Origin of the sequence: Devosia yakushimensis (assembly GCF_030159855.1) — a bacterium.
Taxonomy (GTDB): domain Bacteria; phylum Pseudomonadota; class Alphaproteobacteria; order Rhizobiales; family Devosiaceae; genus Devosia; species Devosia yakushimensis.
Genome location: NZ_BSNG01000003.1, coordinates 43,223 through 59,274, shown reverse-complemented (window position 1 = coordinate 59,274; position 16,052 = coordinate 43,223). Strand labels below are relative to the sequence as shown.

15 protein-coding genes and 1 pseudogene are annotated in these 16,052 nt (G+C 64.0%); 11 read left to right on the top strand and 5 right to left on the bottom strand.

The annotated features are described in order from the left end of the window. The first annotated feature begins 59 nt into the window (after window positions 1–59). From QQL79_RS18875 to QQL79_RS18855, 5 genes and pseudogenes are all read left to right on the top strand, one after another. Window positions 60–1,865 (top strand): M3 family oligoendopeptidase, encoded by a 1,806-nt coding sequence (locus QQL79_RS18875; RefSeq protein WP_284393500.1) that lies wholly within the window; start codon window positions 60–62, stop codon window positions 1,863–1,865. Window positions 1,866–1,920: 55 nt separating this feature from the next. Next, window positions 1,921–2,163 (top strand): aa3-type cytochrome c oxidase subunit IV, encoded by a 243-nt coding sequence (locus QQL79_RS18870; RefSeq protein WP_284393498.1) that lies wholly within the window; start codon window positions 1,921–1,923, stop codon window positions 2,161–2,163. A gap of 118 nt (window positions 2,164–2,281) precedes the next feature. Continuing rightward, a pseudogene (locus QQL79_RS18865) lies at window positions 2,282–3,484 on the top strand (Re/Si-specific NAD(P)(+) transhydrogenase subunit alpha); the annotation flags it as partial. Window positions 3,485–3,982: 498 nt separating this feature from the next. After that, on the top strand, window positions 3,983–4,345 hold the full coding sequence (locus tag QQL79_RS18860; RefSeq protein ID WP_284393496.1) for a proton-translocating transhydrogenase family protein: 363 nt from the start codon (window positions 3,983–3,985) through the stop codon (window positions 4,343–4,345). A 5-nt stretch (window positions 4,346–4,350) separates the two neighbouring features. Next, complete coding sequence (locus tag QQL79_RS18855; protein ID WP_370461266.1) at window positions 4,351–5,754, top strand: NAD(P)(+) transhydrogenase (Re/Si-specific) subunit beta; 1,404 nt, start codon at window positions 4,351–4,353, stop codon at window positions 5,752–5,754. 27 nt (window positions 5,755–5,781) lie between these two features. Here the strand turns inward: QQL79_RS18855 and QQL79_RS18850 are convergent, their stop codons facing one another. From QQL79_RS18850 to QQL79_RS18840, 3 genes are all read right to left on the bottom strand, one after another. Continuing rightward, window positions 5,782–6,585: an alpha/beta fold hydrolase gene (locus QQL79_RS18850; protein WP_284393492.1), complete on the bottom strand. Its 804-nt coding sequence runs from the start codon at window positions 6,583–6,585 to the stop codon at window positions 5,782–5,784. Window positions 6,586–6,610: 25 nt separating this feature from the next. Beyond that, window positions 6,611–6,817 (bottom strand): SlyX family protein, encoded by a 207-nt coding sequence (locus QQL79_RS18845; RefSeq protein ID WP_284393490.1) that lies wholly within the window; start codon window positions 6,815–6,817, stop codon window positions 6,611–6,613. 175 nt (window positions 6,818–6,992) lie between these two features. Then, window positions 6,993–7,466 (bottom strand): hypothetical protein, encoded by a 474-nt coding sequence (locus QQL79_RS18840; RefSeq protein WP_284393488.1) that lies wholly within the window; start codon window positions 7,464–7,466, stop codon window positions 6,993–6,995. Between the two features lie 368 nt (window positions 7,467–7,834). Between QQL79_RS18840 and QQL79_RS18835 the strand changes: the two genes are divergently transcribed. Continuing rightward, on the top strand, window positions 7,835–10,816 hold the full coding sequence (locus tag QQL79_RS18835; RefSeq protein WP_284393487.1) for an ATP-binding protein: 2,982 nt from the start codon (window positions 7,835–7,837) through the stop codon (window positions 10,814–10,816). On the opposite strand, the gene QQL79_RS18830 is transcribed toward QQL79_RS18835, so the two are convergent. Further along, complete coding sequence (locus tag QQL79_RS18830; protein ID WP_370461265.1) at window positions 10,817–11,440, bottom strand: LysE family translocator; 624 nt, start codon at window positions 11,438–11,440, stop codon at window positions 10,817–10,819. 153 nt (window positions 11,441–11,593) lie between these two features. Continuing rightward, complete coding sequence (locus QQL79_RS18825; protein WP_284393484.1) at window positions 11,594–12,214, bottom strand: response regulator; 621 nt, start codon at window positions 12,212–12,214, stop codon at window positions 11,594–11,596. A gap of 40 nt (window positions 12,215–12,254) precedes the next feature. Between QQL79_RS18825 and QQL79_RS18820 the strand changes: the two genes are divergently transcribed. The 5 genes from QQL79_RS18820 to QQL79_RS18800 all read left to right on the top strand — a co-directional run bounded on the left by QQL79_RS18820 (window position 12,255) and on the right by QQL79_RS18800 (window position 16,026). Continuing rightward, window positions 12,255–13,964 (top strand): ATP-binding response regulator, encoded by a 1,710-nt coding sequence (locus QQL79_RS18820; RefSeq protein WP_284393483.1) that lies wholly within the window; start codon window positions 12,255–12,257, stop codon window positions 13,962–13,964. Between the two features lie 166 nt (window positions 13,965–14,130). After that, window positions 14,131–14,265, top strand: a complete 135-nt coding sequence (locus tag QQL79_RS18815) for a hypothetical protein (RefSeq protein WP_284393481.1) — start codon at window positions 14,131–14,133, stop codon at window positions 14,263–14,265. A 215-nt stretch (window positions 14,266–14,480) separates the two neighbouring features. Further along, entirely contained in the window at window positions 14,481–14,609 is a 129-nt protein-coding gene (locus QQL79_RS18810) for a hypothetical protein (RefSeq protein ID WP_284393479.1), read from the top strand. A gap of 148 nt (window positions 14,610–14,757) precedes the next feature. Next, window positions 14,758–15,291, top strand: a complete 534-nt coding sequence (locus QQL79_RS18805; protein WP_284393477.1) for a hypothetical protein — start codon at window positions 14,758–14,760, stop codon at window positions 15,289–15,291. A 96-nt stretch (window positions 15,292–15,387) separates the two neighbouring features. Continuing rightward, the gene (locus QQL79_RS18800) at window positions 15,388–16,026 is read left to right on the top strand and encodes a DsbA family oxidoreductase (RefSeq protein WP_284393476.1); all 639 of its coding nucleotides are present in this window, start codon (window positions 15,388–15,390) and stop codon (window positions 16,024–16,026) included. Window positions 16,027–16,052 lie beyond the last annotated feature (26 nt).

The window sequence follows — 16,052 nt, the reverse complement described above, 5'->3', positions numbered from 1 at the left end:
AGCGCCTCCACCGCTGGCTAAGGTCCGCCCGCAATTGGACCAGCCGGAGAGAGCATGCCATGACCGAAGCGACCAGCCAAAAGGGCCACAATCAATTCGGGAACCTGCCGGTATGGGACCTTTCCGATCTTTATCCCGGCAAGGACAGCAAGGAATTCGCCGTGGCGCTGGACGAGGCCAAAAATCTCGCGGCGCAGTTCGAGGCTACCTACAAGGGCAAGCTGGTCGAATTGACCAAGGCGGGCAAGCTGGTTGAGGCGATCAAGGCCAGCGAAGTGCTGGGCGACCTCTCGGGCAAGATCGGCTCCTTCTCCTTTCTGCAATATGCGCAGAAATCGACTGATCCGGATCGCGCCAAATTCATGGGCGACACCAATGAGGCGCTGACGAACCTGTCGACCAAGGTGCTGTTCTTCGAACTCGAGCTCAACCGCATCGAGGACGCTGATCTGGAAGCCGCCTTTGCCAAGGATGCGGAGTTGGCGCGTTACCGCACCTGGTTTGCCGAATTGCGCAAGGCCAAGCCCTATCAGCTCGACGACAAGCTCGAAGAGCTGTTCCACGACAAGTCGGTCACCGCCTATTCAGCCTGGAACCGGCTGTTCGACGAGACGCTTTCCAGCCTCATCTTCGAGGTGGATGGCGAACAGCTCAATATGGAAGCAACGCTCCATCTGCTGTCGGAAAAGGACGAGAAGAAGCGCGAATCCGCCTTCAAGGCGCTGGGCAAGACGCTCAAGGACAATTCTCGTCTCTTTACCCACATCACCAATGTTCTCGCCAAGGACAAGGAAATTTCCGATCGCTGGCGCGGCTATGAAGACATTGCCGATTCCAGGCACATGGCCAATTCGGTGGAGCGCGAAGTGGTCGATGCGCTGCAGCAGGCGGTGACCGAGGCCTATCCGCGCCTGTCGCACCGTTATTACAAGATGAAGGCCAAGTGGTTCGGCAAGGACAGGCTCAATGCCTGGGACCGCAATGCCCCGCTCCCCACCAGCGACGAGCGGACCTGGGATTGGGATAGCGCTGTTTCCACCGTGCTCGAAGCCTATGGCAAATTCTCGCCCGAGCTGGCGGAAGTGGCCAAGCCGTTCTTCAATTCGGGTTGGATCGATGCCCCGGTGGCCGAGGGCAAGCTGTCGGGGGCCTTCGCCCATCCCACCGTCCCCAGCGCCCATCCCTATCTGATGCTCAATTATCTGGGCCGCTCGCGTGACATCATGACGCTGGCCCATGAGCTGGGCCATGGCGTGCATCAGCGGTTGGCGGCGGCGCAGGGGCCGATCCTGGCCAATACCCCGCTCACCCTGGCGGAAACCGCCTCGGTCTTCGGCGAGATGCTGACCTTCCGCTCGCTGCTCGACAAGACCACCGATCCCCAGCAGCGTTTCGCGCTTTTGTCCTCAAAAGTGGAGGATATGCTCAACACCGTGGTGCGGCAGATCGCCTTCTACACGTTCGAGCGGCGCGTCCATACCGCACGCCGGCAAGGGGAATTGCGCACCGAGGAGATCAACCAGATCTGGCTCGATGTGCAGGCGGAATCGCTGGGCGACGCCATCATTGCCAATGAAGGTTATGACATCTTCTGGGCCTATATTCCCCACTTCATCCATTCCCCGTTCTACGTCTATGCCTATGCCTTCGGAGACTGCCTTGTGAACTCGCTTTACGCGCAGTATGAGAAGGCCAGTGAAGGCTTTGCGGAGCGGTATTTCGAACTGCTTAAGGCCGGCGGGAGCAAGCATCATTCCGAATTGCTGGCGCCCTTCGGGCTCGACGCGAAAGACCCCAAATTCTGGTCGCTGGGCCTGTCGATGATCGAGAGCTTGATCGACGAACTGGAAGCGACCAATCCATAATGCGCCTTAGCCGGCGCATCCGAGTTTGAGACGACTGGACTATTTGAGGACCACCATGGCAGCCAGCAAGCACGAACCGCTTCCGCCCCTGCGCGAAGAATCCCCGATGGATTATGCCCAGCACGAGGCCACCTATAGCGGCTTCGTCACGGTCACCAAATATACCATTCTGGGCATCGCCATCATGATGGTGGGGCTCTATTTCGCCATTATCGCGGACCAGCCGGTGCTGGGCCTGGTGCTGATCCTGGCCAGCTTCGTCGTGCCGCCCATCATGGGCATCCTGTCCAAGAAATAGCAGAATTGCGGGGCCGGTCCCCGGCAGTTGATCACTGCGCCGGACGATTGCCCGGCGCCGCTATATCGTCGCACCCCGCAGTGCGCTTTCCGCGCCCTGCCGCCGCAGGAGGCACCGCATGAAGATCGCCATCGTCCGTGAACGCTTCGAGGGTGAGAACCGCGTTGCGGCCACGCCAGAAACCGTGGCCAAGCTCGTGGGTCTGGGGGGCAGCGTGACGGTGGAGAAGGGGGCTGGGCTCGGCTCGCGCATTCTCGATGCCGATTATGTCGCGGCCGGTGCGACCCTGGTGGCCACTGCCGATGCGGCGCTCAAGGATGCCGAAATCGTGCTGACCGTGCGGCGGCCTGCCGCTGCCGGGCTGGCTGGCGTTGCCAAGGGTGCCCTAGTGATCGGGGCGCTCGACCCCTATGGCAATGACAAGGATGTGGCGGCGCTGGCCAAGGTGGGTGTCACCGCCATTGCCATGGAATTCATGCCGCGCATTACCCGCGCGCAGGTGATGGACATTCTCTCGAGCCAGGCGAACCTGGCCGGCTACCAAGGCGTAATCGAAGCGGCGGCCGAGTTCGACCGGGCGCTGCCGATGATGATGACGGCGGCTGGTACGGTGCGGCCGGCCAAGGCTTTCGTCATGGGCGCGGGGGTTGCAGGGCTACAGGCCATTGCCACCGCCAAGCGGCTGGGCGCTGTGGTTTCGGCTACCGATGTGCGTCCGGCGGCCAAGGAGCAGGTGGAAAGCCTGGGTGGCAAGTTCGTCGCCGTCGAGGACGAGGAATTCAAGCAGGCCGAAACCGCGGGCGGCTATGCCAAGCAGATGTCGGCCGAATATCAGGCCAAGCAGGCCGAGCTCACCGCCAGCCATATCGCCAAGCAGGATATCGTCATCACCACTGCGTTGATCCCGGGGCGTCCGGCGCCGCTTCTGATCACCAAGGCCATGGTGGAATCCATGGCGCCCGGTTCGGTGATCGTTGACCTCGCGGCCGAACGCGGCGGCAATGTCGAACTGACCCAGCCAGGCAAGGTCGTCGAGCATAACGGCGTCAAGATCATCGGTTACACTAACGTGCAGGGGCGCATCCCCACCACGGCCAGCCAGCTTTATGCGCGGAACCTCTTGGCTTTCGTCACCACGCTGATCGATGCCAAGGGCAAGGTGCTGGCGATCAATTGGGATGACGAACTGGTCAAGGCGACCATGCTGACGCGCGATGGCGCGGTGGTGCATCCGAGCTTTGCCGCGACGCCGGCGGCGCATGTGGAAGATCATTCGGCCGCCAAGCAGAAGCCGGCAGCAAAAACGGCCAAACCGGCTGAGCATGTCGAAGACCATGCCGCCGCCAAGGCGCCGGTGGCCCGCCGCAGCGGCACGGCCAAGCCGGCGACCAAGCCCGCCGAACATGTCGAGGATCACGCCCCCGCCAAACGCCCGGTCCGCAAGGCCGCGGCCAAGCCGGCAGAGCATGTGGAAGATCACGCTGCCGCCAAGGCGCCGGTGGCCCGCCGCAGCGGCACGGCCAAGCCGGCGACCAAGCCTGCTGAACATGTCGAGGATCATGCCCCGGCCAAGCGTCCGGCGCGCAAGGCTGCGGCAAAGCCTGCCGAGCATGTCGAGGACCACACGGCCGCCAAGCAGGTGCGTGCCAAAAAACCGGCAGCGGCTCCCAAGGATCACGAGGCGGACCATTCGGCCGCCGCTGCGCCCAAGCCGGCGGCCAAGCGCGGCACGCGCAAGCCGAGCGCCAAGCCCGGCGAGCATGTGGAAGACCATAAGCCCGCGGCCAGGAAAGCCGCGGCTCCCAAGGAGGCCAAGTAAATGGAAGCGACGGCAGAACAGGGCGCGGATGTGATCGCGGCGGTGGCGCATGGCGCGCTGGGCGGGGCGATCGATCCCTTTACCTTCCGCCTGGCCATTTTCGTGCTGGCGATCTTTGTGGGCTATTTCGTGGTCTGGTCGGTGACCCCGGCGCTGCATACCCCATTGATGAGCGTCACCAATGCTATTTCCTCGGTGATCGTGGTCGGGGCATTGCTGGCGGTGGGCGTGCATCTGGCGGCTGACGCCAGCTGGATTTCCAAGCTCTTCGGCTTCATCGCCCTGGTCTTTGCATCAGTCAATATCTTTGGCGGATTCCTCGTCACCCAGCGGATGCTGGCCATGTACAAGAAGAAGGGCTGAGCCCGATGATCTCTGCCGATATCGCTGCGCTGCTCTATCTTTTGGCCGGGGTGCTGTTCATCCTGGCGCTGCGGGGGCTATCGAGCCCGCGTACGGCCCGCCAGGGCAATCTCCAGGGCATGGTGGGCATGGGCATTGCCATCCTCACCACGCTCGCCGTCGCGGCTCCGTCCGATTGGATCAGCTGGCTTCTGATCATTGGCGGGCTGGGCATTGGTGGCGGCATCGGCGCCTACATGGCCCGCACGGTCAAGATGACCGACATGCCGCAATTGGTGGCGGCCTTCCACTCGCTGGTGGGCCTGGCTGCGGTCTTTGTGGCAGCGGCGGCGCTTTATGCGCCCGAGGCTTTCGGCATTGGCGCTGTGGGGGCCATCCATCCGCAGGCGCTGGTGGAAATGAGCCTGGGCGTCGCTATCGGCGCCTTCACATTTACCGGCTCGGTCATCGCCTTTGCCAAGCTCAACGGCAATATGAGCGGCAAGCCGATCATCCTGCCGGCGCGGCATGCCATCCATATCGCCATGGGCCTGGTGCTGATCGGGCTCGTCTGGGCCTTCGTCGTCACGGGCAATCCGTGGCTGTTCTGGCTCACCACGATCCTGGCGTTGGTGCTGGGCGGACTGATGATCATCCCCATTGGCGGGGCCGACATGCCCGTCGTGGTGTCGATGCTCAATTCCTATTCGGGCTGGGCCGCTGCCGGCATCGGCTTCACGCTGGGCAATACGGCGCTGATCATCACCGGCGCCTTGGTGGGCTCGTCGGGCGCGATCCTGAGCTACATCATGTGCAAGGCGATGAACCGCAGCTTCATTTCGGTGATCCTGGGCGGGTTCGGCGCCGATAGCAGCGCGGCGGCCGCCGCCGAGGATGACCGGCCTGTCAAGCAGGGTGCTGCCGAAGACGCGGCATTCCTCATGAAAAATGCCGGCAAGGTCATCATCGTGCCCGGCTATGGCATGGCCGTGGCCCAGGCCCAGCATGCGCTGCGCGAAATGGCCGACCTGCTCAAGAAGGAAGGCGTCACCGTCAAATATGCCATCCACCCGGTGGCCGGTCGTATGCCGGGGCATATGAATGTGCTGCTGGCCGAAGCCAATGTGCCCTATGACGAAGTGTTCGAGCTGGAAGATATCAATTCCGAATTCGCCCAGTCGGACGTCGCCTTCGTGATCGGCGCCAATGACGTGACCAATCCGGCGGCCAAGACCGACAAGACCTCGCCGATCTATGGCATGCCCGTGCTCAATGTCGAGGATGCCGGCACCGTGCTGTTCATCAAGCGCGGCATGGCGGCGGGTTATGCCGGGGTGCAGAACGAATTGTTCTTCCGCGATAATACCATGATGCTGTTCGGCGACGCCAAGAAGGTGACCGAGGATATCGTCAAATCGCTGGGGCATTGAGGGGATCGGAGTATCCCCTCAACGGGCCTAAAGCCCAGTCAAAAAATCCAATACCGCGCCATTGAACTGCGCCGGGCGCTGGAGCGGGGCGAAATGGCTGACGCCCTTGAGTTCGAGCAGTGTTGCGCCGGGGATGGTTTCGGCGAGATAGCGCGCATGCTCGGGCTTGATGAATTCGTCGTGCTCGCTTTGCACGATCACCACCGGAACCGCGATGGCGGCCAGATCGGCTGCCGAGTAATTGGGTTCGCTCGCCATCATGCGGCCAACGGCCTTGGTGAACGGCTCGAACTGGTCCGGGGTGGCCGAGAGCGCTGCATAGTCTTTGCCGTGGCGGCCGAAGCAACGATCGAGCAGGGGGCTGGCGGCGATCTCGACATTGGTGCCGCTGGGGTCCATGTTGCAGCCGAAAAAGAACAGGCCAGCCACGCGTTCGGGCGCCTGGCTGGCCAATACCATGCCGATGCAGGCGCCATCGCTCCAGCCGATCACCGCGGCGCGGGCGATGCTCAGATGGTCGAGCACGGCCAGCACGTCGGACGCCATCAATTGATAGCTATAGGGCCGCTCGTCGCGCGTGCTGCGACCATGGCCACGGCTGTCAATGAGAATGGGCTGGTAGCCGGCCTCGATCAGGGCGGGAACCTGATGGCCCCAATTGCCCGAATGTCCGAGGCCGCCATGCAATAGCAGCACCGGAATGCCGGTGCCGTAAGTCGCGTACCAGATGCGTGCGCCATCGTGCGACACGTGGCCCCGGGTCACGGCTGGGGGCAATGGCGCTGCGCCATGCTCGGCAAAGGCGAGCAGCTCGTCATCGGCAAATGTCATGTCTGGTTCCCCTCGGGCGGACGGCTCAATAATGCGGCGGCGGGGGCTCGGCGCTCGGGTCGGCAATATGGGTGCCCGAGCGGACCTGTTCCTCGAGCGTGGTCAGCTTGCGCGTCAGGCCATCGATCACCCGCCATTGTGCGGTGATGGTGGCGTTGAGTTCCTCGATGGTCTGGTCCTGGAAGGCAATGCGCGTTTCCAGCGCTTCCAGGCGCTCGACAAGATCGGTCATTGCGGGTCTCCGTCGCGGCCTTGGCGGTAAAGGCTCTGCCGCCTTTCGCCGGACAGGTCAAGCGCGGCTGCCATCACATGCTGGCGCCGATGCTTGTGGAAGGCGAACTGAACCCGGCCTCTGTTATCCAACAAAGGGTCCGCAATCGGCGAATGCCGGTGGAATCAGCCGATTATTATTCGGCCGGGGCGTGAGCCTGGAAGCCTGGACTGGGCGCGGTGCGTATCGCGGTAGCGTGTTCGAGGCGCCAGACGCGGTGCACCAGATAGGCCTGGACCAGCAGCAACGCCAGTTCGCACACCCAGAGCACGCCGATCAGCCCCGGCACGCCGTTGAAGATGGCGTTGAGCATGGCGATGGAGAAGAAGGCGCGCACGACCACATCGGTCAGCCCATTGGCCCAGCTGGGATTGATCAGGCGCAATACCGCCCAGATCGAAATCAGCGAGCCCAGGAAATTGATGAACATCATGGCCAGCGGCGACAATTCGCCCACATGGCCGCTGAGCCCGATAGCGCCGTTGAGCCCGTCCAATATGGTCAGGTAGATGCCCGCTATTCCCGGCAGGGCCAGCGGCAGACAGGTGACAAGATCATAGACCGCACTGGTCTTGACCGCGCGCGCCAACTGGGTGTTGAGCTCCGCCATCGACATACCCCCGAGCAATGACCGGGAGATAGTTACATATTTACGAAAGATTTACCATCCCGGCGATTCGGGCAGAAAAAAAGCGCCCCCGCTCCAAGGGCGGGGGCTCAGCGGCGGTCAACTTAGGGCAGGTCGAGGAAGCAGCACCCATGTGCGGCGGAAAGCGCCGCTCCCTCGATGGATGGGCGCCGGGGGCGGCGCCGCTATTCCGACTTCAGCACCGCAAGTCCGGTGCCCGTTGATTGAGGGAATATGGACTAATCGTCATGAGGGCGTGATGCCCGCACAGTAAAGGCGTGATTTACTCGTGATTTTTTATTGTATCTGCTAGCCTTCTTTCTGAGAAAGCGCAGGAACTGCCACTAGAGATGCACGCGCCGCACCTTTATCTTCGGCTTTTGGGACCGTTCGAGGCGCGGGCCGGGGATGGCCGCGCGCTGGTTTTCAAGCTCAAACGCGCCCGCATTCTGCTGTCCTGGCTGGCCTTGCGCCGTGGGCAAAGCGGCAGCCGGGAGGAAATCGGGGCGCTGCTGTGGAGCGAGCGCAGCGAGGCACAGGCCCATCAAAGCCTGCGTCAGACGCTGGCCGTCATCCGGGTGGCATTGGGCGATGCGGCCGATGAGGTCCTTGCCATCGATCGCGAGACCGTGGCCTTCACCGAAGGTTCGGTGCATTCCGATGTAGCCTTCCTGCTACGCTGCACGCCCGACAGCCCCATCGAGGAGCTGGAACGGGCGGTGGCGCAATATGGCGGGGAGTTTCTGGAAGGCGTCAGCATTCACGATCCCCTGGCGCAGGAATGGCTGCAGGGACGGCGTGCCGAGCTGCAGGCCATTGCCACCAGGCGCTTCGAATGGCTGCTGAGCGCCTATGCGCAGGCGGGGCGCCATAGCGAGGCCGAGCCGGTCGCCAATCGCCTCATCGAAATCGACCCGCTGGCCGAAGAAGGGCACCGGGCCCTGATCCGTGCCTTGCTGGCCAGCGGCAAGCGCGCCATGGCGGTGCGGCAATATCAGCGCTGCCGGGCCATTCTGGCGCGGGAATTATCGGTCGAGCCGTCGGCGGAGACCAAGGCCCTGTTGCGGGTATCGGCCGAATCGGTGCCCGAGCTGGGCGGACCGACGCCATTCCTTCATGATCAGTTCCGCACCCATAGGGCGCATAATCTGCCGCGGCAGATGAATAGTCTGGTCGGGCGCGGCGATGAAGTGGAAGAGGTGCTGGAGCGCCTGCGCCGCTATCGGCTGGTGACGCTGACGGGACCGGGGGGCGCCGGCAAGACGCGGCTGGCCATCGATACCGGGTTTCGGTTGGTGGGTTCCTATGCCGATGGAATATGGCTGGTGGAATTTGCCTCCATTGCCGATCCGCAATTGGTGGGGGAGGCGCTGTGTGGCGCCTTGGGCGTGCCCGTCGCGGGCGACCGGCCGGCGGTGGAAAGTGCTATTGCCTATCTCGCGCAGAAGGAAGCCCTGCTGATCTTCGACAATTGCGAGCATCTGGTGGCCAATTCGGCGCGGCTGGCCGAGGCCTTGCTGCGCAATTGCCCGGCCATCGCGATCCTGGCCACCAGCCGGGAGAGCCTGTCGCTGGGCGGGGAAAGCCTTTATCGCGTGCCGCGCCTGGCCTTTCCCGACCGCACCGAGGCGATCACGCCCGATGCGGCCATCGACTATAGCGCCGTGCAATTATTCGTCGATCGGGCCTCGGCCACCATCGAGGGCTTCGTGCTCGATGCGGCAACCGCGCCCGCGGTGGCCAGCATCTGCAAGCAGGTTGATGGCATTCCCCTTGCGATCGAGCTGGCAGTGGGACGGCTCAAGATGATGCGGCCCGATTGGCTGGCCGCCAATCTCAGCGAGTCGTTCCTCACCCTGCGCGGCGCGGCCCAGGCGACGCCGCCCCATCACCGCACGCTCCAGACCATGCTCGACTGGAGCTATGATCTGCTGCGGCCCGAGGAGCAGACCTTGTTGCGGCGCCTCTCCGTCTTTGCCGGGGGCTGTACGCTGACCTCGGCAAGCCGCGTCATCGGCGGCGCGCCGGTGGCCGAGCACCAGATGTTCGATCTGATTTCCTCATTGGTCGAAAAATCCCTGCTCACGGCTGACCTGTCGGAAGCCGAACCGCGCTACCGGCTGCTCGAGACCACGCGGCGCTACGCGCTCGACAAGCAGCGCGAGGAAGGCGAAGCGGGACGGCAGCGCCAACTCGCCGAATATCTGATCCATCGCTTTGCCGATGCCGGGGAAAGCTGGGCCGCAACCCCCAGCGTCACCTGGCTGGCGCGGTGCGAGCCTGAGCTCGACAATCTGCGCGCTTCGCTGGAATGGGCTTTCGGTGCCGATGGCGATGCCGTGCTCGGCGTGGAGCTGGCCGGACACAGCATGCGGCTGTGGGACGAGCTGTCGCTGTTTCGCGAGCGCGGGCGCTGGGTGGAAACGGCAATGGCGCATCGTACCGAACAGAGTTCACCTGCCATTGTGGGGCGTCTCTGCCTGGCGCGGACCTCCAATAGCGCCCATGGCGACCAATCGGGCTTTTCCTATGCCGACCAGGCCATAGGATTGTTCCGCTCGGCCGGGCGACCCCTGGATCTGGGGGAAGCGCTGGCGCGGGCGGGAGCGGCGCTGCTGACCCCGCAGACAATCGCCAGGTCGCTGCCCTATCTCGACGATGCATTGGCCGTGCTTGAGCCATTGGGCCCCACCAAGCCGCTGGCCAATTGCCTGCGCTCCAAGGGGGTGGCCGCCTATCTCGGCGGCGATTTTGCCGCGGCGCGGACCATGATCGGCCGGTCCATGGCGGTGTGCCGCAGCGTCGGGGACAGCCGGGGTACGGCCAGCGCCCAGATCGCCCTGGCCGAGCTCGATTTCGGCGCCGGGGAGGTGGAGAACGCCATTGACGGCATTCGCTTCATGCTGGAGGGGCGCGATCACAATCGGCGCCAGGCGACGCTGGGGCTGGCCAATCTGGCCTCCTATCTGCTGGCGGCGGGCAATGTCGAACAGGCGGCCCAGGTCGCCTCGGAGAGCCTGCGCGAGGCCCGGGCGCTGGGCTGGTCGGCGGCCATTGTCCGGGCCAGCGAACATCTGGCGCTGGTGGCCGTGCTGAGTGGCGACGCCGATTTGGGCGCAAGGCTGCTGGGGTTTTCCAGCGCCTTTTACGCCAGGGGTACGGCCAGCCGCGAGCTGACCGAGCAGGTCACCCACCAGCGGTTGACCGGCGAATTGGCGCGGCGCCTCACGCCCTATCGCCTCAATGCACTGCTTGAGGAAGGCGGTAGCCTCACCGAATTGCAGGCCGCCGAGGCTGCGAGCATGGCCGGGCGCATCCTGCGGCCGGTTTAGTCAAAGACCCGGCGATTGCCAGACCAGGATGACGCCCAGCCCGATCAGCATGGAGCCGCTGATGGCCGGCAGTAGGTGGCCACGCGCGGGAAGGCGGGCCGAGGCCAGCGAGGCTAGGCCAACCGCCGCCAGATCGGCCAGCGAGAGGGCGAGATTGACGATCATGCCCAGGGCCAGGAATTGCAGGCTCACCGGCAGGCCGGCCGCGGGATCGACGAATTGAGGCAGGAAGGTCACGAAGAACAGGGCGGTCTTGGGGTTGAGCATTTCCACCATGACGCTCTGACGGAAAATGGCACTCGGTCCGCCGGCAATGGCGCCGCCTGGCGCAGCGCGGGAGAGGTTCAGCAACATGCTCACGCCCAGCCAGACCAGGTAGCCCGCGCCCAGAAAGCGGATGGCGGCATAGAGCGTGGGAACATGTTCGAGCAGGGCCGCCAGTCCGATGGCTGCTGCAAGGATATGGACATAGCAGCCGATATGGATGCCGAGTGCAGCCATTATGCCGGCGCGGCCGCCATGGGCCAGGGTCTGTGCCGTCATATAGAGAATGGCCGGACCGGGCATGCAGGCGAATATCGCCGTGGCGATAATAAAGGGCATCCACGTTTCCATCATGGGCATGACGGTCCTCCCTTGGGACATTGCGGGGAGGACTAGATAGGTCGGCGCCGGCGCCGAGCGGGATACGACGCCCGCCGTATTTCGACGCGGGGGACCGGTTTATCGTCAAGAAAGGGTGAAGGGGAGGGGCGGTGGGTGGGATTGGTGCGGTTCCTACCCCGCCGGCAAGCCCAGGCGCATGGCATAGGCGGTGATTTCGGCGGCGTTGTGCAGGTCGAGCTTGCGCATCAGGTTTTCGCGATGCTTGCGGGCGGTGAGCGGGCTGATGCCCAGGCGCAAGGCAATGTCGGGTGTCGTGGTGCCGCTGGCGATGAGGGCCAGGATTTCGCGTTCGCGCCGGGTCAGCGGGATGGGTGAGATGGATTGAGAGGCGAAGCCCGTCGCCTGGCTGACATAGGATCTGTCCTCGCGCAGGGCGGCGATGGCCTGGCCGATTTCGGCGGCATCGCCATGCTTGGTGAGATAGCCATCGGCGCCCGCCTCCATGGCGGCGCTTACCATGCGCGGCTCGATATTGGCGGTGAGCACCAGGATGCGCAACTTTGTATGGGTTGCCCGCAGCTCGCGGATGAACTGGACGCCGGCAATGCCGGGCATGCCCAGATCGAGGACGAGCAGGTCCGCTCCGGTCGCGGCGAGCTGGTCCAGGATCTCGGCAGCGCTCGCTGCCTCGGCCACCACATTCACGCCATCCATGGTGGAGAGCAGGAGTTTGAGACCCTCCCTGACGATGGCATGATCGTCGGCCAGGACGACCTTCAGCGCGCGAATCATGGTTGCCTGATAATGGTTTGAACGAGACGGAGGCAGGATCGTGCAGGAAAGACCCCTTTGGGAAGCCCTTATCGACCTGCTCTATCGCCAGTCCTATGCAATCCTCTTCGCCAATTTCGTCATTCCGCTGCCTGTGGCCTATATGCTGCGCGATGCGGTGCCGGCGGCGGCGCTGTTTGGCTGGATCGGGGCCATGTATGGGCTGACCGTGGCGCGGATCGTTTTGGCGCGGCTCTATTTCCGCCGGGACAGCGGGGCGGGGCAGGCGCTCACCTGGGCCTGGCGCGCTACCGCCTTTTCCTGGGCTTCGGCCGCTTTATGGGGCGCGGTGGGCTGGGTCGGGTTCATTCCGGGCGAGCCCAATATGGCGGCTTTCACCTGCATCGTATTGACGGGGCTGGCCTGCGGCGCGGTGCCTTCGCTCTCGGCTTTTCCGCCTGCCTATGCGGGTACGGCGCTGGCCATGTTGCTGCCGCTGGCGGTGCGATGCGTGCTGGGGGAGGGCGAAGTCTTTCGCATCTATCTGTTCTTCGTGCTCTGCCTCATCGCGGTCAATCTCTATTACAGCCGGCAGACCTTCCGGACGCTGGCCGAGACCGTGCGGCTGCGGTCGGAAAACCTCGCCCTGATCGGCGATCTCGAACGGCAGCGCGATCTGGCCCAGGCGGCAAACCACTCCAAATCGCGGTTCCTCGCCGCGGCCAGCCACGACCTGCGCCAGCCGGTGCATGCCATGAGCCTGTTCGTCGAAACGCTGCGGACCATGGCGCAGCGAGGCGATGTGGCGGCGTCGGCAGCCCAGGCGATTGCCAGCCGGTTGCGTATGGTGATCGGCAATTTCGGCGGCGTGCTGAACGGGTTGCTCGACATTTCGCGGCTGGATGCCGGCGTGGTGCCGATCAAGGTGCAGGCGGTGCAACTGGCCCGATTGTTCGACGATCTCAAGGGTGAGTTCGAGGCCAGCGCCGGGGAGCGTGGCCTGGATTGGCGGGTGGTCTCTTCCGGCGCCTGGGTCGAGACCGATCCGGTTTTGCTGCGTCGCATTCTGGGCAATCTGCTGGCCAATGCCTTTCGCTATACCAATGAGGGAAAGGTCTTGCTGGGCGTGCGGCGGCGGGGTGACCAGGTCGAGATCGCGGTGCTCGATACCGGTCCGGGCATTCCCGCCGATCAGCTCGAGGCGGTTTTCGACGAATTCGTGCAGCTTCCCAGCGCTGAAAAGCATGGTCTGGGGCTGGGCCTCTCCATCGTGCGGCGCATGGCGGACCTGTTGGGGCACGCGCTGCGGCTCCGCTCGGTGGTGGGAAAAGGCTCGACCTTTTCCCTGCTGCTGCCGCTCGCCGCTCCTATCGCGGCGGCACTGGACCAGCCGGAAACGGAGAGCCAGGCGCCTCTGGCTATTGCCGTCATAGACGACGAGGCCGATGCGCTGGAAGGGCTGGTCCAGCTGCTCGAGGCCTGGGGGCATCAGGTCTGGGCCGGCCGCTCGTCTGGGCAGGTCATCTCGGCCATGGGCGAGGACGAACCGGACCTGCTTATTACCGATTACCGCTTGAGCGGCGGCCTGACCGCCAGGGATGCGGTGGCAATGGTGCGGCGGCATCTGGGCCGGGACCTGCCCGTCATCATCCTCACGGGCGACACTGCGCCCGACCGCTTGCGCGAGGCGACGGAAAGCGGCCATCGGCTGCTGCACAAACCCGTCGATCCAGATGCGCTTGGAGAGGCCATTGCCGGAAGCTTCCGGTAACCAGTCGGCGATGTCATGGCCCCATCCGCGGGCGAAATACGGCATCGGCCGTATCTGCCGGGCTGGTGCAGAGGGCTAGAACGGCCTTGGGACGGCAAAATGGCGCGGGCCGTTCCGCTTCGGCCCTGTCGCGCCGGGGCCCATGGCCCATTTCGAGGAGATGATCATGAAGATGATCCTGATCGTGGCGACGGCGCTTATGGCCCTGACCGTCACGGCCCACGCCGCGGGCAACAACAAGCCTACCACATCGAAGCCGGCAGTATCGTCGTCGCTGAACAAGACGCATTTCTTTGACTGATCGGTATTCCCCCGGCCATGGCGCTGGGGGAATTTTCCGGCGCCCGGAAGGCTTTCGGTAACCAATGCGCCCGGCCTGGCGGCGAAATACGGCATCGGCCGTATCTGCTCCAATCAGCCCGATGGCTAGAAGACCCCGGGCGGCTATCCGGGGCGGGGCCGCTCCGATCCAGTCTTACCGCGCCGGGGCTTCGGCCTTTTCTTAGGATATTGTCGATGAAGATGATGATGATTGTGGCGGTGGCCGTTCTGGCCCTGACCGCCACCGCGCAGGCCGCCGGTCAGAGCCGGCACATAATCGGGTATACCAGCTCGGCCTGGGGCAAGACGGTTTATTCCCCATAAAGCGAGCCCCGGCCATCGGGCCGGGGACTTTTTGCCTGCCTCTTGGCTGCCTGGACCTGGCACCATCACATAGCTGTGTTGACGTATAGGGAACTCATCTGCCGTTTTGGCCATTGGTTGGGCGGAACAACGCTCGACAGGTGCCGATATGGCGGCCAAGGCAATTGCGATCCCCCAGGTTTCGGCGCTCGATGCTGACTGGCATGATTTACTGAGTCTGATGGTCAGCGCTGCGCTGCCACTGGCGCTGTTCATCCTGGCTAATGGCGCGGCTCACCTTGCTGGCACGCAAGCATTGTTCTTTGCCCCATTCGGCATGCCCTCCTGGCTCGGCGCGGTGCTGCATCTGGGCGCTTTGCCGCTGTTCGGCGCAGCACGTTGGGTGGTAGCCGGCAAGGGCCGGGCCGGGCGCAATGCCGCCTGGTGGGTGAGCGGGCTGATGGCCGGCACGATCGCCTTTCCGTTCCTGGTGGCGCCGCTCGATTCCCTGACCTTGAGCGCAATTGCCATGGCTCTGCTGATCGTGGGCCTTGCCAGCATTGCGCGTGTCGCCCGGGTTTCGGCGCTCGCGGCACTGCTGATGGCGCCGGGGCTGCTCTGGATGGGGTTCAGCGCCTTGATCGGGCTGAGCTTTGCCGGCGGCTGGTCGCCGCCCTTCGGGCTCACCAACGGGCAGAATTGAGCTGGAAACGCCCTAGGTTACCTCAACGTGCGTTCTTGCAGGGGCGGGCATTCCGCGCCATGTGATTGGGCAATGTGAATTGGCAAGGATTGCCCGATGTCCAAAATCCTCAAGGTCGATGTGTTCACCGATGTCGTATGCCCCTGGTGCCTGGTCGGCTCGGCGCGGCTCGATACGGCCCTGGCCGCGCTGCCCGACGATGTCGAGGTGGTGGTGGAGAACCATCCCTTCTATCTCGATCCCAGCGTGCCGCCCGAAGGGGTCGATGTGGGGGAAATGCTGCGCGCAAAATATGGCAAGGACCCCCGCGAAATGTGGGCGCGCGTGGAAGGGGAGGCCAAGAAGGCCGGGATCGATCTCGATCTTTCCCAGCAGCCGCGCATGTTCAATACCGCCAAGGCCCATACCATTACGCGGCTGGCCAAGCCCATGGGCATCCAGCACGAATTGGCCAATGCCATTGCCGAGGCCTATTTCCTCGAGCACCGGCAGATCAACGACGATAATGTGCTGGCCGATATCGCCGTCGCATTCGGCTATGACCGGGGCGATGCCCTCGACGCCATGAATGACGAGAACGAGTTGTCGATCACCGAGCAATTGGCGAGCGATGCCGCCCAGCAGGGCATTCGCGGCGTGCCCTTTTTCATCTTCGGGGAAAAATACGCGCTCTCGGGCGCCCAGCCACCCGAAGTGTTCGAGCGGGCGCTGGCCCAGACGATCGAAGAGCTCTAGGGCGCATTTGCTTTCCCAATCACGAC